The following is a 23,978-nucleotide window of genomic DNA, read 5'->3' as shown; positions in this document are numbered from 1 at the left end:
TTAAATGCTCGTAAAGCCTTATTCTATGTGCTTTCGAGTATTTTTACTGTAGGAAGATACTTCACGTTTCTTTGCATATTTCCTCATGTCTTAGCTGTCAGAAGTGGTAAATAAGTAGTAAATTCATTTGTACTACTAAGCAACAAGACGCTCCTGTTGCTTCTCTTTATTCAAGCGTTTCATTTCTGCCATTGCAGAATCGAATGTTGCATGTGCGTAATAGTTCAGCGTCATGGCTATATTAGCATGTCCCATAATGTACTGTAATGCCTTTGGATTCATTCCTGCATTTGCATAGTTGGTACAGAATGTATGTCGCAAACTATGTGGAGTGATGTGTGGCAATTTATCCTCGTTATACTTATTGTATTTCTTAACAAGACCTTTCATCATGCCGTTGTAATCACTTGCCACTTTTGGATAGTTCTTTCTATTAAGAAAGAGGAAATCACTATATCCATCAATCTCAACACGCTTATCATTCTTTCGATTCGCTAACACTCGCTTAAATGCTTGATAGGCTTCTTCAACCATAGGAACTTGACGTTCGCCACTTTTGGTCTTTGGTGTTTCAATGTAGTACCCAATTTCAGTATCTCTCAATAGCTGATGGTCTATATTGACAAGACGATTCTCAAAATCTAAATCTGGAAGTGTCAAACCACCAAACTCTGAAATACGAAGACCTGTTTTTAAGAGTATCAGAATTTCATCATAATTTTTGCTGTAGGTTTTATCAGCTTTTGCAAAGGCTAACAGTTTTTCTTCCTGTTCTTCTGTTAGTACGGTCTTAGGGACAGTATCATCATCAAGAACTGCTTTCAGTTGAAAGTCAAATGGATTCTTCCGAACACAATCATCTTGTATAGCAATATAGAATGAAGCCTTTAAAGAACGTTTGTAGTTATTGATGGTTTGATAAGCATAACCATTTTCACTCATTCTAATAGCCCATTCTTTAGCGTCTGATGGCTTAATACTGTCAATACTTCTTACACCTAACTTGTCTTTCTTCAAAATATCCATAAGATATTTGCGTCCAGTTTCAGTGTTTTTTCTAACCTTTGGTCTTTGAGCGTTCTGTTTTGCGTAAAGCTGGCAGAGTGTCATTTTCTTTCCTACAACATCAATACCATCATGAATGTCTTTCTGTAACTCTGCGATTTTCTCTCTAAGTGAGATACAATCACGCTTTCCTGCTGGTACTCGGTCTGTAGCCACAAGTTTCCACGAGTAAACAAATTGCGGTTCTCCAAATGAATCTATATATTTGTATAAGTATCTTCCGTCTTTTCGTTGGCTCTCTCCAGTCTTTAAGATTCGACCTTTATTGTCACGTCTTTTTTCTGACATGGCATTTGCTCCTTTCCTTTATGGAAAGAGCCTTGATACGACTTAATACTATTTTATCATATACAAGACCCTTTGGCGACGCTAGATTGCGTCCAATGTATCTATAATTTTTTCAAATTGTTTTCGTTTAATCTGAATACGATTGCCATTCATAATCAGCCAATTTGCATTTTTATTTTCCTCTGCCAAGCGTCGTAGCTTGTTTTCGCCAATACGAAAATATTTTGACGCTTCTTCAATGGTTAGGGTATAACGTTCCCAAATAGGAATGTCAGTCTGCTTCATAAAATCCTCCTTTCCAAATCACTTATTTGGATTTCATAAAAGTTGTTTTACCAGCAATCGAACAGCTTTAGCAAAGCTCACGGGAGTTCCACCCCTGCATGGTTCTCATGTAGCCATACTCATTGCCTGCGACGGTTTTATCACGCTCGGACTATTGACTGTATGGGAGTATCATTATCACGATAAGAATGTCGTTGCAGGCAATCCTGCTAAAGATTGCTTCTCGGATCACTAACATGAATCGCTCGCTATCTTTATAAGATAGGTCATGGCGGTTAGTTCCGTTGGCTCTTTTCTTATCGAAACGTATTCGATTACTTTTATTCAGTTTTCAAAGAACAATGGCTCGTTAGCCTATCAAAACACATTGAAAGCTCAATATGCTTTGGTGGAATAACAAACCTCCCTGTTCGGGAAGCGTGGAATGGTTTAGCACGCTTCCACGAAAGGAGAGAGGATATTACTTAATTTCAAATGACAAAATCTTTGTAATCAGTCTGGTTTCCATTCTTCCACGTAAGACTTCATCAACGACCATACTTTGATTGCCATATTCATCTTTCATAAGTCGTAGGGAACGCTTCGTTATGTACCCTCTGTAATGATGTAGAATCTGGTTAATCGCTTCGGTATCGCCATCTGTTGCCTTTACAATGAGAGGAAAGGGAATCATAGGATATTGTGTTTTCATTCTTCAAATTCCTCCATAAACTTTTTAATTAAGGCTAGTCCACTGGTTCTATGCCGATAGACAGTAGAACGGTTCAATTTCAACAGGTCTGCAATTTCTGAATCGCTCATGTCCATAAAGTAAAACAGCAGTAGAATTTCACGTTTCTTGTCTGGCAACTCACGTAATGCTTCACTCAACAAATCATTTTCAACGCCTACTGATAACCCATTGAGTGTAAAAATCTGAAAGTCAGTTGAATAGTTATCTGTTGTCGCAAACTGGCTAACAAGATAATCGCCAACATCCGAAAAGGACACCTCACGCTTTGCAATCCTTGAAAGATAAAGCATATAATTCTTTCGCTCGTCTTCCATAGCACGTTTACAGATATAGTCAAACTGATTTTCTATTGTGGTCTGAAAAGAAGATGGTTTCATGTTTCTCACCCCCTTTCTGTCTAGGAAAGGAAGTGAGCCTTGCTCGTTTATCTCCTTTCACTCTTAGTCCCAATGTGAAAGGGGGATTTGTTGCATTACTGATAAATAAACTTTGTAAAAAAGTTCTGAATAGCCAAAAAAGCATATAAACAGATTTATTTCTCTGTTTACATGCTTCTGTTATTCTATCTATATGATTTATAAAACCACATTGGTGGACGTACTTATCTATTGCAGATAGACGACTTTTTTTGACAAGAACCCAATGTAAGGAAATTTATTGTATATGATGTACTTCATGGCGACGTTGACCTCCAACAAACCGCCATTTGGAAGTAATATACAATATTTTAACAGCGTAAATAGCACTACCATATAACGGTTTTTTTTATTGGCGTTTAGTAGTGCTTTTTATTAAATATAAACCTATAAACCATATAACACGTTTTTCTATACCTGTTTTTAATTCAGTAGGAACAATAAAATGTATAGAGGTGGTCTACTATGCGTAAAAAAGAAGATAAATATGATTTTAGAGCCTTTGGTTTAGCCATTAAAGAAGCTCGATTGAAACGAGGTTTAACTCGTGAACAAGTGGGAGCATTGATTGAAATTGACCCACGGTACTTAACTAATATTGAAAATAAAGGGCAACACCCCAGCATACAAGTTCTTTATGACCTTGTATCGTTACTTCATGTTTCCGTTGATGAATTTTTCTTACCTGCTAATAACTTGGTAAAAAGCACCCGACGATTACAGATAGAGAAATACATGGATAGCTTTACAGACAAAGAACTATCCTTAATGGAATCTTTAGCCAGCGGTATCAACGAAGCAAGAAACATCGAAGACTAATTAAAAGAATCCATACATAACGGAAAGAGCCGATAAAATGAGATTGTATTAATCTCATTTTATCGGCTCTGCGTCTTTGCGTCTGGCTCTGTAATCACAGTTACTTTGAACTGCTTTATTTCAATTAAATTTTCTTGTCTGCATTTCGGACAATAGAGGGGGAATTTTTTTAATTCAGTATCTTCCCTTATCTTTAATCGTGTTTTATTTCCACATACAGGACACAATATCCACTTGTAGTTTATAATAACTATCTCCTCCTTTACACTTTAATTCAAATCTTTATTAAAAAATATTTCATCTTATTTAACAAGAAACCATATTTATATAACAACATAAAATACACTAAGTTATTTTATTGAACATATATCGTACTTTATCTATCCGACTATTTGGACGACGGGGCTGGCAAACAGGTTCACCGGTAGTAACATGGTACCCTTTTAACTCTGTTAAACAAACACTACGTCCATTTGTAAAGAAAGTTAAATCACTACGATATTCTTGAATACACCGAGCAGGGATTTCTCCACTAAGAATGACCTCATTATTTTTCAATTGAGTGTCTACGATGTTCGCACAATATTTAGGAGCATCGTTGTATGCTCGTGAAAGATATTCCTGTGGCGCATAAATTTTAAAACTAAGATATGGCTCTAACAATTCTGTTCCAGCTTTTTTTAAGACTTGTTCCAATACAATAGGAGCAAGCATCCGAAAATCTGCTGGGGTACTAACAGGGCTATAGTATAAGCCATACTTAAAACAGATTTTACAATCCGTCACATTCCAACCATATAATCCTTGTTCGCAACCATAGCGTATCCCTTCCATAACTGCATTTTGAAATGATTGATTTAAGTATCCAAGAGAAACCGAGCTCTCATACTGCATTCCACTTCCCAACGGAAGCGGTGATACAGATAAACCAATGGAAGCCCAGAAAGGATTTGGCGGCACTTCGATGTGAATGGTATATTCTGCATTTTTTAACGGTCTCTCCATATAAATGACTGTAGGCTCTTTTAGTTCTATCTCCACATGATACTTTTCTTGCAACAGTGCACTAATCACTTCCATTTGTACTTTCCCTAAGAAAGAAAGTATAATTTCATGTGTCGTAGAATCCACGTAATATCGTAGAAGCGGATCACTATCTGAGATTTCCAAAAGGGCATCAAGCAACATTTCTCTCTGTTCAGGTTTACTCGGTTCAACAGTTGTTTGTAGTAGAGGGTGCGGATTTTCAATCTTTTTTCTCTGTGGCAATAGTTTTGTATCTCCAAGAACACTATTTAACTTCAAAAACTCATTTTGCAAAATAACAATTTCTCCAGAATAAGCTCTATCAATCTTACATAATTCACCATTTATTGAAGTATACATTTCTGTAACTTTTATTTTTTCTTTTTCTGATACTCTAACCGAATCTCGTAAATGTAGTACTCCACTATAAAGGCGTATATATGCAAGACGTTGTCTTTTTTTTGTATATTCAATTTTGAAAACATTTCCGCAAAGTTCAGACGGACCTCGATGTGTTGATGAATAAAATTTATTCGTAATCACTTCTATAAGGTTATCAATCCCTATATTGTTTTTTGCACTTCCGTGATAAACAGGGAACAGGGAACAATTATGAAATCTTATGCTTTCCTCTTGTTCGAGTTCCAATGCTTCTAATGATTTACCGGACATATATTTCTCTAAAAGGTCATCGTTTCCCTCTATTACCGTATCCCATTGTTCAGATTCGGTAAAGTTCGTCACACACATATTAGGATACAGTTCTACCTTCTGTTTGATTACAATTTCGGCAGAAAGTTTCTCTTTAATATCCTGATAAACCGTTGATAAATCAATTCCATTTTGGTCAATCTTATTGATAAAAAAGATTGTGGGAATCCCCATTTTCCTAAGTGCATGAAATAATATACGAGTTTGTGCTTGTACGCCATCTTTTGCAGAAATCAGTAGAATTGCCCCATCTAAAACTGATAATGAACGATATACTTCTGCTAAGAAATCCATATGTCCTGGCGTGTCTATGATGTTCACCTTCGTATTTTCCCACTGAAAAGAGGTTATTCCTGTCTGAATTGTAATTCCTCTCTGACGTTCTAAAAGCGTATTATCCGTCCTCGTTGTACCTTTGTCCACGCTTCCTAATTCTGTAATCGCTCCACTGTTATATAATAAGCTTTCTGTTAAGGTAGTTTTTCCTGCATCAACATGAGCTAAAACTCCAATATTAATAATTTTCATGTGATTTTCCTCCATTCAAAAACCCAAAAGGGCATAAAAATCCCAGTGATAAATACTTTTATCACTGGGATTTTTATGCATAACCATAGGTATACAAAGCATACAGATATTCTCTGGATACTTTAGAATCACATGATAAAGGTATTCTTAAACTGGGTACAAAAAACTAAGCCCTCCTAAAAAAGGACATCTAATTATTTGTTCCCGCTATCAAATTGACAGTTTATTTAAGAATACCTTGCCGCATATTTATTAACTCCTTTTAAATAGTCACTTAAATAATAGCACGTAAGAGCATATTTGTAAAGGAATCTCCAATTTTTTATCAAAAAGAGTACATGATTACAAAGTATCTGTAATCATGTACCAATATTTGTTATTTTACAATCTTCCAATTACTCCCGTTCTTTTCAAGTACCAAATCAAATTGAGATACCTGCGTTGCTTTGGTCTGCTGGTCGATATACTCCACTGTCAGCGATACCGTGACTTGATTATCCTTACGATTGTGAATAGGATTTACCAGTTCTTGAAAGATGTACTCTTTTCCGATTGGTTTTAATATCCCGTCATTCACATAGTAGGAAAGTTCACTGGCTGTCGCTGTAGGATAGAGCTTGAAGAACGTCGTTAAAAACTCATTGATTTCATTGGTTGTAATGGAATCAACCGTCCCCTCACTTTCAATGGCTTTTGGTTTATAACTTGATTTCTTAGGTATGTTGGTAATGGTCGGATTCTTAACCAGTACCATATTTCCAGAACCATCTACATAGACACTCACTATATAAGCAGAGTGGACGGTCTTTGTATTTTCTCCCTCTGTAATGAGCTGGTCTACACTGTAGGTTACATTAAACTCATTGTCGCCAGTTGGCTCTACCGTCCATATCTGAAATCCTCTTACAGAAGACGATACAGGAATATCTTTGCGTACTGTATCAACATTGAGAGCTTGAAGTTCATCTGTCAGATAGCCTTTTAGACTTTCCATTCGATTATCAATGGACTTATCGGATTGCTCCCATGAATAGTAGACTTTCGCAAAGTTCTCTACAAAATTTTCTACATGATGAGTATCAACGTATTCCTTTTCTATGATAGTTGTTTCGTGAATAGTATGAGTATCTATAGCTGTAAAGTGCTTGAATATCGCAAAGCTGAAACTAAGCCCTAAAAGTACCCACAAGGCAATCACAACCTTTTTATGAGGATTGACCTTATAGACACGAGGTTTCTTTTCCTTTGGTATCTGTTTTTCTTTATTCTGATTTTTTCTAAATTTCATCATTAAATCTTCCTTTCTCATTGTTTGATTCGTCCTGCTCCCACTAAATGCTGTTGCCAGTAGGGGCTTGTTAAGTCGGCATAACCGATTGGGTCGCCTGCATGAAACATACGGTTATTGCCAAGGTATATCCCAACATGAGTAATATAAGAGCCAGCGTTATAGGTAGAATGAAAGAAAACCAAATCGCCAGCTTGTGCTTCCGATAGTGGGATATGCTGGGTCACATCATATTGCTGTTGTGCGGTTCGTGGTAAGTTAATTCCAGCTTTTCCATACGTCCATTGTGTCAGTCCGCTACAATCAAAAGAAGTAGTCGGGGAAGCTCCACCGTAAACGTATCGCCAGCCCTCATATTTCAGTGCTTCGTCCATGATGGCTTGTACCGTATCATCATCAAACTCTGTTGTGACAAGATACTGCGTTACCAGTTGCACATAAAACATATTGCCATAGTTGTATCGCCAGCCCCCATTGATAGGTATGGCTATGGGATTGGGGTAAGACACTTTTTCGCCACCTGAATACTCTTTTGAGAAACTTTGAGCCAGTTCAAAGGTATATTTATTTCCACGATTAGCCACATACCCTAAGAAACCACCACCATAATTGTAGGACTGGATAACCGATTCTAAATCTACACTGAGCCTTTCGCTACTGGCTAATAATTCACTGAAATACTTCACACCTTGCTTAATGGATTCTTCTGTACTCAATGAATTAGGTGGAAGACCGAGGGATTCCGAGGACTGCATAACATCTTCCGCAGTACCGCCCGATTCCACCTGTATAATCGCAAGAAGTATGTTGACATATTCTTCAACGCCATATTCTTTGGCATATTTTTCTACCATAGGCTTATGAGCCAGCACTTCTGCGGAAACATTCACACCTCCATAATGAATATTGGAAATTCCGCTGTCCTGTTCATCTGAAAATAAAATGGCAACAAACAGAAGCAGTGAGAAGACCATCAAGAATAATCCAGAACCACCAATCACTAAAGTTTTCAACTTCATGGTTTCTTACCGACTTTCTTAATGGTGGCGGTTTTGATTGGTGGTCTACTTCTTGTATTTTGTAGTGGTACTCTTTGAACAGTAGACGGACGTTCTTTTGTGATTGGACGTTGTGAAGTTCTATCTGCTGTAGTGGTTGAAGTTGCTGGCTTTTGAACGGTTTTTTCTTGAACGGTATTGCCTTGGCGTTCCACTTTTGGACTTGAAAAATCGGACTTAACTGCTGGACGCTCTTGTTTGGCTTGTTGAGATTCCTTATATGAAGTCTGAATATTAGACTGTTTTGAGGTCTGTTCATCATGATATTGTTCTTGTCTTGTAGTCGGTCTTTCATGAACAGAAGAAGCAGGCTGTTTTTTCTGTTTGACCTGTTCCATTTCAGAGCGACGCTTCGCAATGGTTTTTCGCCTTTGTTCCTGCTGTTCCTTGCGTCCACTGGCTCTGTCCGCTTTGGTTTGAGAAATACTACTGGTTAAATCACGGACATTCTCTTTTACTTTGGATTTTCCTTGATATACTGCATATCTTGCATTGGTCGGCAAATCTTTAACCTGTTCTTTCAAACCACTAGCAGTGTCTACCATTCTGTCTTTGGTATCAGCTACTGTACCGATGGTTTGACCGATACGTTTTCCAAGTGTTGATTTTTCCTTTCCGTCTGGTCGGGAGTGATCTGCTTGTGTCCTTGCAGAACTCCCCGAACCCGACTGTCCTTTTTTACCTGTAACAATGGCAGACCCAGCCCCTAGAGTAGTCATGGAACGTCCAAGTTTCCGCTGTAGACGGTGCATGTGAGCGTGCATAAGCATACGAGGTTTTCTCATCACACGACTTCCCACACTTTGAGAATCGTTACTCTGTAGAGAAAACATACTCATTAAATCGCCCAGCTTGAAGTAGATTCCTGCAAAGGTCACAATCTGTAGAAAAGCAATCAAAAAGAACGGATAACCAGCCGATAAGGTATAGAGCATGGTTGAAATACTAAATGCTGTCGTAATAATCAATGTGATTCCAGCTCGTGTCAAAATGGTATTAAAGAGCTTTGTTATGGCTCGTTTTGACATACCATCAAATGATGGAATCATGCTTAAAATAAAGCTCACAGGCAGAAACATAGCATAGATGATAAAAAGTACCTGCGAGAAAATCATGATTCCTGTTAATAGGAATACAAATATGGAAATCCCAATATTGAAGACAAATAGGAAGAAGACTGTACCTAAACGGTTAATGGTCTTTGTAATGGTTAGATTGGTATTGCTTCTGTCTTCAATTTCTTCCGCAACAATTTTTTCTCTGTCTTCGCCATTGTTGGAATCTGGGCTGGTGGAGAGCAGGCTTTCCACACGGTCAATACCGATACTTTCAATGTCTGAACTGTTGTATTGAAGCAGTAGCCACGGTTGCTGAACCTGTATGGAAAACAGGCTATCTCTGATTAAGTCCACGCTGTCCTTGCCTTGACTATCGGAATGGGGCATGACAATCTTCGTGCCAAGTGATAAACTGGCATTACTGATGTCTGATGAAAAGTCATTGATTTTTTTAATGTAGTCGGGAGCGTAGGCAATAAAGGAAGCCGATAGGATAAACACCAGCACAAAATTCATAATGGCATGAATTGCCTTTGTGGTTTCTCTCTTTATCAGTCCCGTATAGGCAACATAAACCCCAAGAACCAAAATCAAGAGTAAGAGGAATCCAACATAGAAACCCTCTGTTGAAAATCCGTTTGCACTCACACCAGCTAAGGTCTGCATATTCTTACCAATGGAATCTGCTGTAGCGGAAATGAAGTCTAAGGAATAGGCTTCCTGTACTAAGTAACCTGTCGCATTGGAAACATACAAACTGATTGTCCAAATAAAATTGGTAATGGCATATAGTCCATACATGACCTGTTTTCCAATCCCGTCCGACCAGTTCCACGGAAGCCAGCCCCAGCTATTATCCACATAAAAATCCAGTTGATAGTTTTCAAGTGGGTATCGGCTGTATTCATTTGCCACATTGACCGTATCATCTACCAAGCCCGCAGCTTGAACCACCGTTCCCAGCATGGCTAAAAGAAAAATGGCAATCACAAGTGTGAAAGCCACTGTCATTGCCACTTTACCTAGACGTTTCAGCGTCCAGTTTGATTTTATTCTGTTTACTATTGATGGTTTCACATTTACACCTCTTTTCGCACAGGTGGTCTGGTATCAAAGGCATGGAGCAGTTCTTCAAATACTGGGTGGAACTGTATCACACCGACACGACCATATAAATCACTGATAAGGCATTGCCCGTTTTCCAAATCACGCAATCGCTTCTGATTGTTTTCGTCCTCTGGGTCTACACCAAAAAAGGCTAAGGTCTTTTTAATCTCGTTAAGGTCAGTGGAACGAAATGCAAATTTTAAGCCGAGGTTATTTTTCAGTTTTTCATCTAAGAGGTCGTCTGTATTTTGGGTCACGAAATATACCCCAGCGTTCATAGCACGACCAGCCCGAACCAGCTTCATAGATAGTGTTTTTCCTTGTGCTACCTGTAAAAAGCTCCATGCTTCGTCTAAATCTACAATCTTGAAAATGCTTCGGTCTGTATGGATAAAGTCTAAAGCAAAGGTACTAATGACAATCAGCATAGCAACGGATAAAAGCTCCATAGTGGTATATTCCTCAAAGGAAGTTTCCTTGTCGGGAAGTACCAAGTCCGCAACCTGTATAATGTTCAGTTGTTTTTCTAAGCTGATAGACTGCTCCACATAACCATTACTGAATAATAAATGTGCAAAGTCATAGTCTGTAAAACTTTCGATATGGTCGGCTATACTGGTACTTAGTGGCGTATTCTCAACCCGTAATTCCTCAATCACTTTCATCAACCCTCGTACTTCACTATTGGTTACTGCACGAATGGCTTTTCTAAGGATTGGGAAGCGTTCCCCATCACGAGAGGAAATCCCCGTAAGGAATGTCAGAATATCAATAGCCAGTGATTCAGAATCTTTGGGATTTTTCATAATCACATAAGGGTCAAGTAAGCCTTTGTTTTTCTCATCAGAAGTCAGAGTGACGATATTGATTTCATGGGAAATCTCTGGCAAGGTTTCTTTCCATCTGCCACGTTCTGCTTTTGGGTCTACAATCACTGCTTGTGCCCCATAAAGCACCGCATAATAGACGATAAGGTTATTCGCAAAGGATTTACCACCACCCAGCGAACCAACAAAAGCCGACGCTAACGCATTGGTTACTGAACCCTTAACCCCTTGACTGGCAAGAGCAGGTTTCAGATAGACATTGCGTCCAGTATCTAAGCTGTAGCCAACATAAATCCCCTCATTTTCCCCCAGCATTTGAGTAGCACCAAAACCTAAACCAGCGAGGAAATCAGAGGTCACGTATTGAATATAATCATTCATATAACGCTTGCTGGCAGGTAAAAATTCTTCATGTAAGCCGAGCATATCCCCAAATGGTCGTACCAGTTTTACGCTTAAATCGTCATAAAAATCTTTCACTTCATTACAACGACGTTTGAGTTCGTCAAGATCATTTGCTGATACCCTTACCACATAAGACAGCTTGTACATAGATTCCTTGCTTTGGTCTAAATTGGTTTCCAGCTCATTCACACTTTCCAGAGCTTCCGCCACATTGGAGCTGGTTTCATTATCACTTTGCCAAGCGTGGTTATCCAAGTCTTTCAGTTCTTTCTTTTTATTGCGGACAGTAGATAGGGCTTTACGATTCGCTACAATTTCCACATTCATTGACGTATCAATCGGGAATGTAAATTGCTGTTGCTGGTAGTAGAAGATTTCAGAGGACGGGAAGTCCAGTTCTCCGACAATGCTGTTAATGGTAAAGTAAGCTACATAGACGGTTTCATCTTCCTGCTGGATTTTCAAATATCGCTGTTTTTCTTCCACCAAACAGCGAGTAGGCTTAATCAAGTCATAGTATTTAATCAGCGTTTCATTATCCAGCTTTTTCTTTGATAGATGGTACTCATACTCTTCATAGGCAGTGCCTGTCTGTCCGTAAAGGTGTTCAATCAGATAGCCGAAGTCGTCCTTATCTAACCTGCGGATTTTGAAACGACGAGAGATTTTATTTTCTAAGAGCTTTTCCATCTTCTGAAAACGCAGGATTTCATCATTACTCATACTAACAAAATCGCCCATCAGCTTATGGTTCACATCATAGACAAAATCAGACAAAGCATTTTTTGCTTCAACGGTAAGACTTTTCATAGAAAACTCCTGATCGTTGAGAAGCAACTTAAAGCCGATAAAGAAACGGTAGTTCACTTGATTTTCGCCAATCATGGATATTAAAGCGTCTGTCTGTTGGTCGATTTTGTCATAGGCAACCGCTTTGAGCTTGCCAGTGACTTCATTTTTGGAACGCTCTTGTGCAGAACGTATGCTGGATTCTGTACTGATTTGTAAAGCATGAATTTTGCCATCACGATTTTGTGCGATAAGCTGTCTGAAAGAATCATGCACTTGTATTTTCTGTTCTGGACTTAGAAATGAGTAATTGTAAGGAACAAGCTCATAGTAAGCATAACATTCCCCGTCTTTATTCCAGACGAGATTGTTTTCAATGTATTTAATTGGATATGCCATAAAATTCACTCCTAACTGCTGTAATGGCTTCTTGTGGCTGGTTTCTGCCAAGCGTTACTTTTTTTCCTGCATAGGTCAGCTTTGGTCGCAGTGCATAAGCAATGACAGACTTCAAAAATCCATAAGGCTTTTTACCATCAAAAGTTTTTGTAGACATAAACCATGTGAAAGCCACAGGAATCCCAAAGTATTTGAGAAATGCTCCCTCTATCATGGAAAGAGGGGGCAAGTTGCCAAGTATCATCACTGCAAAGAGTGACACGACAAACCATGTCATTTGCGTAAAGGTTATGGGAAACGGAAGTCTAAAATCATTGATAGAATACAGTACCTTTTCCACAGACCAGATACTGGTATAGCTTCGTATTTTCTTCATGTAATCAATCCTTTCATAAAAAATAGGGGTAGCTGATTGAGCCACCCCGTAAAATAGAAAATCTGCCAGTAGTAATGTACCGACAGATTTAATAGACGATTTCAAAAATCCCATGATTGGTTGAGATAAACGTTCCTGAAAGGTCTAAATCCCGACCATAGGCTTGATAATCAATATAGTTTTGAAGACTAGCTGGTACTTCGCCTAAAGCACCCGTTTCTTCAATGTAGTAGCGTGCCACGTCATACATATCATCACAATCGGAATGAATGATAATATCCTCTTGATGTTCGCTTAGTTCTTCAATGCTTGAAAAATGAGTGAGCAGAGCAGATAGCTCCGATTGTAATTCTTCGGGTAATTCCGATACCATTTCCCATAGTCGATTGAGTTCGCCAATGGAAGTGTATTCGTCAACCGTAAAGGGTAACTCGTAGTCATGAATGGCGTATTCCTCATATTCATCATTCAAGCCGATTTTCTCTTTGACTTCCTCAAAGTCAATGGGAAAGGTAAACCACGCACCGACCAATTCGCCCTCATTGTATTTGCCTAAATTCGCAATATAGACTTGCATATCGTCCATATATTCACGTCCTTTCTTTGTAGAGATTCAAAAATCCCTACCGCACTTCGTTTGGTGTACCATTCCTTTGCGGAACATAAGAAAACCACTTATATTCCACAAAAGAACGGTTTTATTTAAGCACCAATAATGCGATTGAATAGCTCTAGTAAAATGTCTTTTACTCCAGCAGCGTTGAAGACTAAGCCAACCGCAATAATCGCAATAATTAAAAAGCCAATCAGTTTGCTAAACTCACGCTTGAAGCCAAGATACAAGCCAATCACAACGATTGCTAAAAGCACCAGTGATTGAGCGTTTGATAGAAACCAGTTATAAAGGTTTTGTCCAAAATTCATAAAAATGTTCTCCTCTCTATATTCAATGAATTTGTATTTGAGTTATTTTTTTGTTGTTATCACGTCCTGTTCTTTTACTGACTGTTGCTTCAAAATCTGCTTGTGTCGGTCTGTCAGTTTCGCATGGTCGAGAATGTCTTTTACAACCTGCGTCTGGTTGATTTCATCAAGTTTAATCGCAACCTTTAAGGTCGGGGCAACTTGATGAGATAGCCAGTTCAGCGTCCTTTGGAAGGAGTAAGGCTCTGGTTTTGTGGTTAGTTTTAATCGTTCACGATTGTTCCCAATAAACCAAGCCCATTCTTCATTCAGTTTCCAATCAGAACGAGGTTTGGAATCGTCTTTATCTACAAAACGGATATACCGATTGATAATTTTAAAGGCGGTATGCTCTGGATTGTCATAGACGAGTAAATCACGGACTGCATAATAGGCACGCTCATTTTTCAATCGAATCTCAAAACGGTTTTTTACTTCTGCGTCTTCAATGGGAATATCATTTTTCTTGTACTGCTCGTAGTCCTTTTCATAGATACAGAAATAAACTTCACTTTGTAATGAACCGATATAGAGGGTGTTTCCCATACATTCCTTTTCCTCTTTGCGTACCAGTTCGCCACTGCGATAGCTTTTAAAACTGCGGAAGACGGAGATACATTCTTCCTGTTGGCACTTTTCAGTGAGTACAGGGATATTTAAAATCCCTGTCTTATCGTTAATGGCAAGGTCAAGGCGTTTCATCACACCGCCAGCCACCAAAACGTCCATAAAGAACTCATACCAGCTTCTTTGTTGTGCCAGAAGATAGCTTTCAAATTGTCTGCACCCACGACCTTTCAATTCCACCAGAACTCCTTTGTCCAGTTCATGGGAGCAAAGGACGAATATGTCGCCTAAAGCATAATGCTCTGAATAAGAATAGAAACCATAGTCCTCATGAAGAAAATAGGACAGTTTCAGTTGTAAGATGTTTTCGACCACCTGCTGTACGTCTGTTGTCGGAAAGCGAATTCTTACATAATCAAACAGCATTTCAAGGGGAGCGTCGGGATTGAAGCGTTCCAGAGCTTCCCAAAGGGACTGCTGTAAATCCTCTGATGGCTTGACTTTTCCTGTTTCAATATCGCTTAGATACTGCCTTGTAATACCAGTCGCAACAGCTAAACGGTTTTGAGATAGTCCATAAGCCAAGCGTTTTTCTTTTAAATGCTGTAACCAAGTTTGTTCATTCAGTAAAAATCCCTCCAATCAAAAAGGCGTATGTCAACTTTTAAAGCCCATTTGACATACGCTGAAATTTTGTAAATCCCTTGTAACCAAAGGATTTTCTAATGTTTTTTTGACTGTTTCCTGTCGATTTGTACCCCCCTGTTAGATACGGGGGGTTAAGTGCTGGCGTGGCTATTGCCACACCAGCCAGCAAGATCAGTCCACACCTGCGACTTCCGCTTCGCACGTCGCCTGCGTGGACTGTCTGCTGTTGGATAACTTTTTAATTTCCTCCAAGAAATCATATCCTTTTGGTACAAGGGGAGTATAAAACTCTGATATGACACTTGTTCCTACATCAACATAGCCACGACCTTTGATTCGCTTTAAGAAGAAATCCTTTTGTACGTCACTGCCAAACATCATGCCATAGCCCATTTCAGACATACGACCTAAAGCCACTCTGAAATTAAACTGATCACGGATTCCGTCGCCTAAATATTTTGCGTCTGGACGTTGACAAGCCAGTATTAGAAAGAAGCCAGCTTGACGACCTAACATGACAATCTGTTTCAGCTTATTCATAACTGCGGTGTTTTCTTTTGTTCCCAGCATTTCCATGAAAGCGACGTATTCATCAAAGATTAAGAAGTGTGCCGGGAGACCTAAGTAAGCATAATTTTTGCCAGTCTTATAGTTCTTCATCTGCTTCATTTCCTCACTACGTTTCATCATTTCTTCATAGAATGTTTCAATGCAAGAAAGCAAGTCTTCTTTTCTATAGTAGACATTTGCCATCACAGAACCTAAGTCCGCAAGATCAGCATTTTTCGGGTCAAGAATATACAGTTTTGAATCTGTATGAAGCAAGGCTTCAATCAGTGTCAGTATAAAGTAAGTTTTACCGCCACCTGTACCACCAGCAATCAACATATGAGGGAGCTTATCATATTCCCACCATACGTTTTTCATTAAGCGAAGTTTACCATCTTTAGCTTCTACTTCATCAATAGAAATACGACTGGCTATGGTGTCATAGAGCAAAGTATATTCCACATAGGAATCCTTTAACTCTTTATCCGTCAGCTCACAGTACAAGCCACTCTCTAATTTCTTTTCCAAGTGTAAGAGTTGGTCTTGATATTTTCCCAGCGTGATTTCCACCCGTATCTGTATCAAGCCATTTTTAAGTCGATAATACATTTTAGGGAAGTAGGTTATCTTTTCCTTTGTACGACCAGCACTATCTTTAAAGAAACCCTCTGTTTTGACCTGTTCAGATTCATACCACTTGTTTTCAAGTATCATCTTTGCCAGTTTTTGACGGTGGTAAAGTTGTTTAACCGTATCATAGCGAACCCGTTTGAATACAAACGCTACCAGCAAGCAGATAAGAATTGCGACACTGAAACTGATAATTAAATAGGGAATGTCAATCTTATCTGCTTGTGATAGGTTAAAATCCTGCCAGTTGATCTGCTGGATTGTCTTCACATGAAACAGTCCGACAACCAGCAGGAAAACAGGCAGGAGTGACGCTATCGTAAAATGAAAGACTAAATCTTTACCAGATGGGCGAATCCTTTTACCACGCTGTTTCATGCGAAAAAGTCTCCTTTCTACCTAGCGACTATTTGTCTTGTGTCGGTTCTTTCTTTGCTTGTGGTTGAGCTTTGAATGAACTAGAATCCTTTGTCAGCACAATATCGTCTGCCTTGATATACCAGTCAACATCTGCTCCTTGATAGGTGGCAGTAGCAACGGTGTCCGCAATGGGATTGATAAGTTCCACCCGTGCGTTATAATCAAACTCTTTCAAAGGCACGCTGGCAGGAATACTTACTTGAATCATGCGTCCTTGTCCTTTGGATTTTAAGTCATAGGTACGTTCCTTGATTTCATCTGAAACCGACCCGTCTTCATTTTGGATTCTCACTTCACGACGTAGAGCAGAGAATTTCAATTCTCCAAAAGTCGTGTCTTTATCTAATACAATGCCATTTGCTAATCTCATCATTTTTCCTCTCTTTCTTTATTCTTTTATCATGTCGTCAGCATGTAAAAGGTAATTTGTAAAACCACGAGTGCCGATTTTGTAGCCCTCTGCGGTAATACGTGGATTGACTAACTTCACACGTTCCTCAAAGCCGAAATGTTTTTCGCCAGCTTCAGCAGGAAGCACCACCACAATATCATCTGCTCTTTGAACATCAGAATAGAGATTATAGCTTCTTGATAAGACAGTTAGCCGTCCGTTGATTCTTCGCTGAACGACTTTATCCTCGCCAGCAAATTCTAAATTGCCGAATGTTTTTTCCATGTTGGGAATCACAAATTTAAGTTCCATATTTTTACCTATCCTTTCTTTTTTATTGGCTGAATGAATGTTTGATGGTCTTAAAGAGTGGGGAACGACCTTTTGATTCTTGATTTTTTGTTTTCATAAGTTCACTTCCTTTCAAAATCGGGTAAAAAAATAGACACCTCATTTTTTGAAGTGTCTACCTATTAAATATTCAAATTTTATTGGAAGTATCTTTATATCTTCACTTTTCAAGGATAAATCGTCGTATCAAAGCTCATTCATAAGTAGTAAATTAGTAGTAAATTGAGTGGTTTTGACCTTGATAAAGTGTGATAAGTCCAGTTTTTATGCGGATAACTAGATTTTTATGCTATTTTTTATATAAAAAAAGTGAGGAAATTTTAGATCAGAGCATTTGTATTTTTGGAAGAAACGCTATAAAATATATAAGGTATAAATAAGGAGGAAAAAGAAATGACTTTTGAAACTATTTTACCAGAGCTTAAAAATCACAGAAAGGCTGTTCGGAGAGCATGGAGTTCTGGAGAAAAATTCGTGAAAATTATCATTCCCCATCAATTAGAGGACGAAAAAATGACTCCTTACTTTGTCATCAAAGTCGCAGGGGAAGGCTACTCAATGTACCAACCTACCGTATGTGACATCTTAGCCACAGATTGGCTCTTGGTCGACTGATGGTTGTTTCTACGTATCTCACCCACCCTCTCCGAAGGCCTCTTACCGTTGCAGTGACAGGGGCTGGATCAGGCATTGGTCTCGCCCAATGTCTCGCCTTTCTGGAACAAGGTGCTTTTGTGATTGGCGTCGATAAATCCCCACTCCCCAAGGCCCTAATGGCTTATTCCAAAGACCAGCTCGATTATCAAGTGGTTAATCTCACAGAGGAAAAAGCCATTCACCAACTCGCTGATCACTGCCGAGACATGGCCTATCCAATTAACGTGTTGTGCAATACTGCCGGTCAATTAGATGGCTACCATCCCCTTGAAGAGACCAGTGTCGAAGAATGGCAAAGGATTCTCCAAACCAACCTCACCTCCATGTTTCTTATGAGTAAGTATTTCCTAAGCTTTCTCCGCCAACAAAAAGCCTCTCGTCTCATTAACATGGCATCCATAGCAGGTCTCACAGCTGGCGGTGGCGGTGTGGCTTATACCGCTTCCAAACATGCCGTCATCGGCCTCACCAAGCAAATTGCCTACGATTACAGCACAGACGGTCTTCGCGCCAATGCCATTGCTCCTGGAGCCATCCAGACAGCCATGACCCAATCGGACTTCGAAGGCGATGGCTCTCTCGCCCAATGGGTAGCTGACCAGACGCCCGTCAAAAGATGGGCCCAAGCGGAAGAAGTTGCCCAATTGACACTCTTTCTAGCTAGTGACGCCGCAGACTATATCCAAGGAACCGTCCTTCCTGTCGATGGAGGTTGGATGATTCGCTAGTTGGTTCATCTCCTGTATAAAAGACAAAAAACGAACACCTCCCTAAGTAAAAAATCGTGTTCGTTTTTTCTTTGCTTTCTTTTCAAGCGATTAGTGGTCGCGTCTAAAGACCAGGCAATGGTCTGTCGACTCTTCTGGCACATAAGCATAGCCCATCAAATCAAAAGCCTTGACTTCCTCTAAAGTCGTCACTTCTTTCTGATTGAGGTAGGTCACCATTAAGCCCCGTGCCTTCTTAGAGATGGTCGAATGACGCTTCGGTAGACCATCCACCACTTCATAAAAATCAAAATCCACCCATTGATAGCGTTGAGGGGTCAGGCAAGAAGAAAATTCCACACTCGCCAAATTCAATACTAATTCTCCCTCTTCGAAGAAACGATCAAATTCCTTCCCCCAGAATTGCCGAAGACCTTCTCCCTCTACTTGAAAAGACATATTGAAATCCAAACGATAAGGTTTAATCTGATCCCCCGGCTTCAAAACGCCATAGAAGGCAGACAAAATACGAAGATGTTCTTCCAAATAGTCCGGGTGTACCTCTTCAATCTGACGAAAAACCAAGCCATTATACAAGTCCAAAGCCCGATAGGTTTCAGGCGCAGAAAAGTTCTCTTGAAAGGTGAGAACTTCACGCAACTTTTTCTTGCTAACTTGCATCATGTCTTGAATCTCTTCCGAACTTAAAGTCTGATAAACTTCCATAATCTTTCGCGACTTCTCAGACAATTGCCAGTCTCCAGAAACCACGTGTTGGGGATTCATTTCTTTAGCAGGTGCTAAAATAATCTTCATCAATATCCACCTTCTTCTTTGAATTTCTTATGATTTTCTTATCTTTATTTTAACATTTTCTCTGCAAAATTGGTTCTATTTCTTCAAAAGTTTCTTAAAATAAATGCAACTTTTGCTTTTTATCTCTCCCGAGTGTTCCTTCTTTCCTTTTCATTCACTCTAGCTAAAGTTTGCTTTAGCTTCAGGCGCTTACTTTGATGCTAAGTGGGTGATACCTTTTTGTATACAGAATGTATAGAGTCATCTCCCCTGCTTTCCTTTTTGAACAGCATCTTTAAGCTCAAATTTTGGAAAAAGCTCGTCGAAAAGTGTTACGCTAGTTAGGAATACTTAAAATTTTTATAAAGGAGGAATCGAATGACTTTCATTTCATTCATTGGCATCATCGCCACCATTATTCTTATTATTTATGTCTCTGTAAGAGAATTGAACATCATCATCGCCGCTCCACTGGCAACTCTTATCGTTTTAATCACTAACCAAATGCCCACATCGCTCTCATCAACAGTGGGACCCTCGGCGCCATTGCACCAGCTGTACAGACCACTTCAGCCGTTGCTTTCGGGTCTCTACTCGTCAACGCACCTGGCTTCCAAGTCATCGTGAACGGATTTACTCAGCTCTTACCTAACCAACTCTCCCTCTCCGTCACCCTCTCTGCTGTCTTAGGGAGTTTCACCGGTTCTTCCTCCGGTGCTGTCGGTATCATCCTCAATAGCGTCCAAAAAGTTGGCCCTGAAGCCTACGGAGTCTCTCCAGAACTCCTCCACCGCCTCCTCGTTTGTTCGTCCGGGATGCTCGTGAACCTGCCACAATCCGGTTCCTTCATCACCTTCGCCAACTTATCCGGCTTATCCATCAAGAACGCCCGCCTGGCGGGATACCTTCGTCACTATCTTCGGCGCCCACCTCTGCGCTCTGGTCGCTATGCTCCTTCTCACCATGTTCTAATTTTTCAGATATGACCTTGCTTTTTATAGGCATGGTCTTTTTTATAATAATATGCTATGCTAAAGGTAACTAATTATACGAACACGTAACAAAGGAGGACCTTTATATGATTATCACGACCACGCCTTCCGTCGAAGGCCGAAAAATTACCACCTATCAAGGCGTCATCTTCGGGGAAAGTATCACTGGGATCAACCTCGTCAAAGATATCGCCGCTGGTTTTAAAAATATCTTAGGCGGCCGGTCAAAAGGCTACGAAGAAGAACTCTGTAAGGCACGCCAAGAAGCCCTTGAAGAGATGGAACAGCGCGCCCAAGCTATTCACGCCGATGCTGTCGTCGCCATTCGGATGGATTACGAAGTCCTCGGGGCCAACAACGGTATGCTGATGGTGACCTGTTCCGGAACAGCCGTCCAATTCGAAGAAGTCTAACCCCTCTCAACAAACAAACCCCCAAGTGTCACATTGCTGATGCTTGGGGGTTTTCTTATGAAAAAGAGGCGACTGATGACAGTCACCTTTCTCTTTCTCGCAGAATACTCTGCTTATTCTTTTTTATTTTTTCGGCTGCTTAAAGACATACCCCGCACTTGCTAGGAGAAGTCCTAAGCTTGGCAAGATCAGACTTGCTTCCGCCCCTGTCTTCGGTAAGGCCTTCTTCTCTGGACCTGCAACTGCTTCTTTCTTAGCTGGCGCTTTCTTGGAAGGCTTCTCAGCTGGTGAGGAAGGTTGGTCCTTCTCCTTCTTAGGCGCTGGACTTTCTGGTTGCTTAGGTTGTGGACGATCTGGCTGAGCTTGTGGCTCTGGGGCTGGCTCTGGTTGTGGCGTCACTTCTGGTTCAGGGGCAGGCGTTGGGCATGGAACAGGTTGTGGAGTTGGCACAGGGCACGGCGTTGGATCTGGAATGAGGTGAGCTTCTGGTAAAGCCGGTTGAATCCAAACCGGTCCGTTTTCGTGTACCTCTGGTGTAGGCTGTGGTTGGGGTGTTGGTGTTGGTTGTGGCGTAGGAGTTGGCTCTGGTTTTGGCTTAGGTTGTGGCTCTTGAACCGTTACTTTCGCCGTGGCAGTCGTTGTTGTTTTTGCGCCGTCCGTCAGGCTAAATTTAATCGCGTATACGCCCGCCTTAGTATTATCAAATTTTCCAGCATCGATGACAACATCTGCCTTCGATAACGCAGTATCCTCTGTATCGCTCGCTTGATCGATTAAGCTAGCCAAATCGAGTGCGCCATTCACATTGATCGTGGCATCATGAACCGTCAATTGAGGTGCCTTGTTCTTGAAAATAGCATAAACGGTCAAATCTTGTGAAACAGGCGTGTTGCCGTCAAATCCAGCTGTCGTAGCTGCCTTGTCTTGATTCCATCCAACGAAAGAGTAATGGTCCCTTTGTGCGTTCGCTGGCATGGATTGATCTACAAATTTATCCGTCGCAATCGCTTGTCCTGGTTCTACCTTAACCTCTGCCACTTTCTTGTCATCGTTCATAAAGGTAACGGTGTTCGCTTTGACAATGAAACTGTAAGAAATCAGGTTTGGCTGTTTAACCTTCCCCTGATCATCCTTTTCGAGGGCTTCATCAATACCAATTTGGGATTGTTTAGCGGCAAAAATACTCTCCACAACAGATCCACCATCATAAGGGTCATGTTGTTTAAGCTTGTCATTCGTACCGCCAGGCCAAACCCAGCCATAAGCTCCTGAAGCATAACCAGTGATTCGAGTGGCTTTATTGAATTCTACATCTTTGGTAATCTTTAAATTTTTAACCGATAGCGAAGCTTGTTTTAGCTGATTGATTTTTGTGAATCTATCCTTCAGCTTTTCAAAAGGTTGCTCTTTAGTTGGTTTAAATGCCTTTACTCTTGCTTTCACTACAAGCTTGCGTAATTTCGAATCCCAAGTGGACGTCACATCAAAATCATCTAGTCCTGTCACTTCGATCCCTGTGAGATTATTCTTGTCATTCAAAGAAGGCTCCAAGCCCTTTGGTAATTCCAAAGTATAGACAATTGTACCGTCAGCTTCAGTGAGACCAGTTTCTGGCGGATTATTAGCGATAGTGTCCGCACCCGGCATAAACGGATTTAAAACACTCACTAATCTGCTATTCATCAACCTTCTCAAAGGATCTAAATTCAAAGTGAAATCTAATTGAAAATCGTCACCAAGATAATGTTCGATCGTTTTGTTAGAATCTTGATCCTTTTCCTTTAAATCAGCCCGAATGTTATAGTCATATTTTAATACATCTGATTTTTCTAAACTATCTAAAGCATTCTGATCTTTCAACTCGTTTTTAGGTACATAATCATTAAATTTTGGCTCATAAAGCAAATCTTTGTCGACCGTCATGTCATAAGGCACCCACCATTTTCCATCTTTCCATCGATGATAGGACGAATCGTCTGGATGAATACGTCCCGCTTTAATGCTATTTGAATCAAATATCATAAACATCAAAGCCCCTTCATCGTCTTCATCAGGACCTTCTGGCGTGCCTTGTAATCCCATATTAGGAACACCAATCAGACGAACATAATCATCAGAAATTCTATCGACCCAATTAAATTTCTTGGTATCGAGATATTCTTTCAACTCTTGCGGAACATAATTATACAGTCCAGAATTTTCATGTTCATACCACTCTAAATGTGACCTATAATTTCCGTTGGATTTACTGCGCGCTTTCTCCTTAAATTCAGCGATTTCCGTCTTCATATATGCTAAACTTTCAGCACCAAATTTTTTTAAACGACGTTGTTCAGGAGTTTCCTTTACCTCCGTCTGAGCAGAACCTGTCTCATTCGTTCTATCTTCACTATGTTTATCCACAATATCTTTAAGCGTAGGCGTTTCAGTAGTCGTCGATGGCGTAGCGCCTTTATCCTTTTCAGCTACCGGCATCTTTTCGCTCTTATCAGTAGTCACATTGCCGTCGACTTGGCTCGCTTGAGCGATGCTAGATGTTGCAACTGTCCATATCGTAACCGCAACAACAACAGAGACCAAGTGCCTACCGATTTTACGTAAAGCGTAGTGATTCACTTTTTCTTTTTGCATAAAAGTTTCTCCTTTTGATCATTCGTTAAAAAATAGATTTTATATTACCGAGTAAAAATTAAAAAAAAAAAAAAAAAAACCCTTTA

At 40.0% G+C, this 23,978-nt stretch carries 24 protein-coding genes and 1 pseudogene; 5 read left to right on the top strand and 20 right to left on the bottom strand.

Features of this window, described 5'->3' with window-relative positions:
* Nucleotides 1-135: 135 nt before the first annotated feature.
* From AWM71_RS07145 to AWM71_RS07130, 4 genes are all read right to left on the bottom strand, one after another.
* Nucleotides 136-1,353: a tyrosine-type recombinase/integrase gene (locus AWM71_RS07145; protein WP_001291561.1), complete on the bottom strand. Its 1,218-nt coding sequence runs from the start codon at nt 1,351-1,353 to the stop codon at nt 136-138.
* Nucleotides 1,354-1,434: 81 nt separating this feature from the next.
* A complete protein-coding gene (locus tag AWM71_RS07140) occupies nt 1,435-1,638 on the bottom strand; it encodes an excisionase (protein ID WP_000814511.1) in 204 nt (67 codons plus the stop codon).
* Between the two features lie 460 nt (nt 1,639-2,098).
* Nucleotides 2,099-2,329 carry a helix-turn-helix domain-containing protein gene (locus tag AWM71_RS07135; protein WP_000857133.1) on the bottom strand — a complete coding sequence of 77 codons (231 nt, stop codon included), beginning with the start codon at nt 2,327-2,329 and terminating at the stop codon, nt 2,099-2,101.
* Nucleotides 2,326-2,748, bottom strand: coding sequence for a sigma-70 family RNA polymerase sigma factor (locus AWM71_RS07130; protein WP_000804885.1), 423 nt, complete (start codon nt 2,746-2,748; stop codon nt 2,326-2,328). The genes AWM71_RS07135 and AWM71_RS07130 overlap by 4 nt, the downstream gene beginning before the upstream one ends.
* A 504-nt stretch (nt 2,749-3,252) precedes the next feature.
* Here AWM71_RS07130 and AWM71_RS07125 point away from each other — a divergent pair.
* A complete protein-coding gene (locus AWM71_RS07125) occupies nt 3,253-3,606 on the top strand; it encodes a helix-turn-helix transcriptional regulator (RefSeq protein ID WP_001227347.1) in 354 nt (117 codons plus the stop codon).
* 59 nt (nt 3,607-3,665) lie between these two features.
* On the opposite strand, the gene AWM71_RS08060 is transcribed toward AWM71_RS07125, so the two are convergent.
* The 14 genes and pseudogenes from AWM71_RS08060 to AWM71_RS07065 all read right to left on the bottom strand — a co-directional run bounded on the left by AWM71_RS08060 (nt 3,666) and on the right by AWM71_RS07065 (nt 17,658).
* A complete protein-coding gene (locus tag AWM71_RS08060) occupies nt 3,666-3,833 on the bottom strand; it encodes a cysteine-rich KTR domain-containing protein (protein ID WP_000336323.1) in 168 nt (55 codons plus the stop codon).
* A gap of 118 nt (nt 3,834-3,951) precedes the next feature.
* Entirely contained in the window at nt 3,952-5,871 is a 1,920-nt protein-coding gene (gene tet(M) / locus AWM71_RS07120) for a tetracycline resistance ribosomal protection protein Tet(M) (RefSeq protein ID WP_000691727.1), read from the bottom strand.
* A gap of 15 nt (nt 5,872-5,886) precedes the next feature.
* Nucleotides 5,887-5,934, bottom strand: a pseudogene (locus AWM71_RS08700) (hypothetical protein); the annotation flags it as partial.
* Between the two features lie 313 nt (nt 5,935-6,247).
* The gene (locus tag AWM71_RS07115; RefSeq protein ID WP_001224319.1) at nt 6,248-7,180 is read right to left on the bottom strand and encodes a conjugal transfer protein; all 933 of its coding nucleotides are present in this window, start codon (nt 7,178-7,180) and stop codon (nt 6,248-6,250) included.
* Complete coding sequence (locus AWM71_RS07110) at nt 7,177-8,178, bottom strand: bifunctional lytic transglycosylase/C40 family peptidase (RefSeq protein ID WP_000769868.1); 1,002 nt, start codon at nt 8,176-8,178, stop codon at nt 7,177-7,179. Before AWM71_RS07110 ends, AWM71_RS07115 begins: the two co-directional genes overlap by 4 nt.
* Complete coding sequence (locus tag AWM71_RS07105; RefSeq protein ID WP_000804748.1) at nt 8,175-10,352, bottom strand: CD3337/EF1877 family mobilome membrane protein; 2,178 nt, start codon at nt 10,350-10,352, stop codon at nt 8,175-8,177. The genes AWM71_RS07110 and AWM71_RS07105 overlap by 4 nt, the downstream gene beginning before the upstream one ends.
* Nucleotides 10,353-10,354: 2 nt before the next feature.
* Nucleotides 10,355-12,802: a conjugal transfer ATPase TcpF gene (tcpF, locus tag AWM71_RS07100; protein ID WP_000331160.1), complete on the bottom strand. Its 2,448-nt coding sequence runs from the start codon at nt 12,800-12,802 to the stop codon at nt 10,355-10,357.
* The gene (locus AWM71_RS07095) at nt 12,786-13,178 is read right to left on the bottom strand and encodes a conjugal transfer protein (RefSeq protein WP_000723888.1); all 393 of its coding nucleotides are present in this window, start codon (nt 13,176-13,178) and stop codon (nt 12,786-12,788) included. The genes tcpF and AWM71_RS07095 overlap by 17 nt, the downstream gene beginning before the upstream one ends.
* Before the next feature lie 88 nt (nt 13,179-13,266).
* Nucleotides 13,267-13,764: an antirestriction protein ArdA gene (locus tag AWM71_RS07090; protein ID WP_000342539.1), complete on the bottom strand. Its 498-nt coding sequence runs from the start codon at nt 13,762-13,764 to the stop codon at nt 13,267-13,269.
* A 116-nt stretch (nt 13,765-13,880) separates the two neighbouring features.
* A complete protein-coding gene (locus AWM71_RS07085; protein WP_001009056.1) occupies nt 13,881-14,102 on the bottom strand; it encodes a hypothetical protein in 222 nt (73 codons plus the stop codon).
* Nucleotides 14,103-14,144: 42 nt separating this feature from the next.
* Nucleotides 14,145-15,350 (bottom strand): MobT family relaxase, encoded by a 1,206-nt coding sequence (mobT, locus tag AWM71_RS07080; RefSeq protein ID WP_000398284.1) that lies wholly within the window; start codon nt 15,348-15,350, stop codon nt 14,145-14,147.
* Nucleotides 15,351-15,527: 177 nt separating this feature from the next.
* Complete coding sequence (locus AWM71_RS07075) at nt 15,528-16,913, bottom strand: FtsK/SpoIIIE domain-containing protein (RefSeq protein WP_000813488.1); 1,386 nt, start codon at nt 16,911-16,913, stop codon at nt 15,528-15,530.
* A 28-nt stretch (nt 16,914-16,941) separates the two neighbouring features.
* Nucleotides 16,942-17,328: a YdcP family protein gene (locus AWM71_RS07070; RefSeq protein WP_000985015.1), complete on the bottom strand. Its 387-nt coding sequence runs from the start codon at nt 17,326-17,328 to the stop codon at nt 16,942-16,944.
* 15 nt (nt 17,329-17,343) lie between these two features.
* Complete coding sequence (locus AWM71_RS07065; protein ID WP_000420682.1) at nt 17,344-17,658, bottom strand: YdcP family protein; 315 nt, start codon at nt 17,656-17,658, stop codon at nt 17,344-17,346.
* A gap of 432 nt (nt 17,659-18,090) precedes the next feature.
* On the opposite strand from AWM71_RS07065, the gene AWM71_RS07060 reads away from it, so the two are divergent.
* Nucleotides 18,091-18,312 carry a DUF2829 domain-containing protein gene (locus AWM71_RS07060; RefSeq protein ID WP_060777289.1) on the top strand — a complete coding sequence of 74 codons (222 nt, stop codon included), beginning with the start codon at nt 18,091-18,093 and terminating at the stop codon, nt 18,310-18,312.
* The gene (locus tag AWM71_RS07055; RefSeq protein ID WP_060777288.1) at nt 18,312-19,082 is read left to right on the top strand and encodes a 3-oxoacyl-ACP reductase; all 771 of its coding nucleotides are present in this window, start codon (nt 18,312-18,314) and stop codon (nt 19,080-19,082) included. Before AWM71_RS07060 ends, AWM71_RS07055 begins: the two co-directional genes overlap by 1 nt.
* A gap of 90 nt (nt 19,083-19,172) precedes the next feature.
* On the opposite strand, the gene AWM71_RS07050 is transcribed toward AWM71_RS07055, so the two are convergent.
* Nucleotides 19,173-19,877, bottom strand: coding sequence for a YaaA family protein (locus AWM71_RS07050; protein WP_060777287.1), 705 nt, complete (start codon nt 19,875-19,877; stop codon nt 19,173-19,175).
* Nucleotides 19,878-20,234: 357 nt separating this feature from the next.
* On the opposite strand from AWM71_RS07050, the gene AWM71_RS08175 reads away from it, so the two are divergent.
* Both AWM71_RS08175 and AWM71_RS07045 read left to right on the top strand, forming a co-directional pair.
* On the top strand, nt 20,235-20,483 hold the full coding sequence (locus tag AWM71_RS08175; protein ID WP_144428645.1) for a hypothetical protein: 249 nt from the start codon (nt 20,235-20,237) through the stop codon (nt 20,481-20,483).
* A 451-nt stretch (nt 20,484-20,934) separates the two neighbouring features.
* Nucleotides 20,935-21,261 carry a heavy metal-binding domain-containing protein gene (locus tag AWM71_RS07045; RefSeq protein WP_060777286.1) on the top strand — a complete coding sequence of 109 codons (327 nt, stop codon included), beginning with the start codon at nt 20,935-20,937 and terminating at the stop codon, nt 21,259-21,261.
* A gap of 123 nt (nt 21,262-21,384) precedes the next feature.
* On the opposite strand, the gene AWM71_RS07040 is transcribed toward AWM71_RS07045, so the two are convergent.
* Nucleotides 21,385-23,892 (bottom strand): InlB B-repeat-containing protein, encoded by a 2,508-nt coding sequence (locus AWM71_RS07040; RefSeq protein WP_060777285.1) that lies wholly within the window; start codon nt 23,890-23,892, stop codon nt 21,385-21,387.
* Nucleotides 23,893-23,978 lie beyond the last annotated feature (86 nt).

This window comes from Aerococcus christensenii (assembly GCF_001543105.1).
In the GTDB taxonomy this organism is placed as follows: domain Bacteria; phylum Bacillota; class Bacilli; order Lactobacillales; family Aerococcaceae; genus Aerococcus; species Aerococcus christensenii.
Note: the sequence above shows the minus strand (reverse complement) of the source record. Positions and strands in the feature narration are given on the sequence as shown.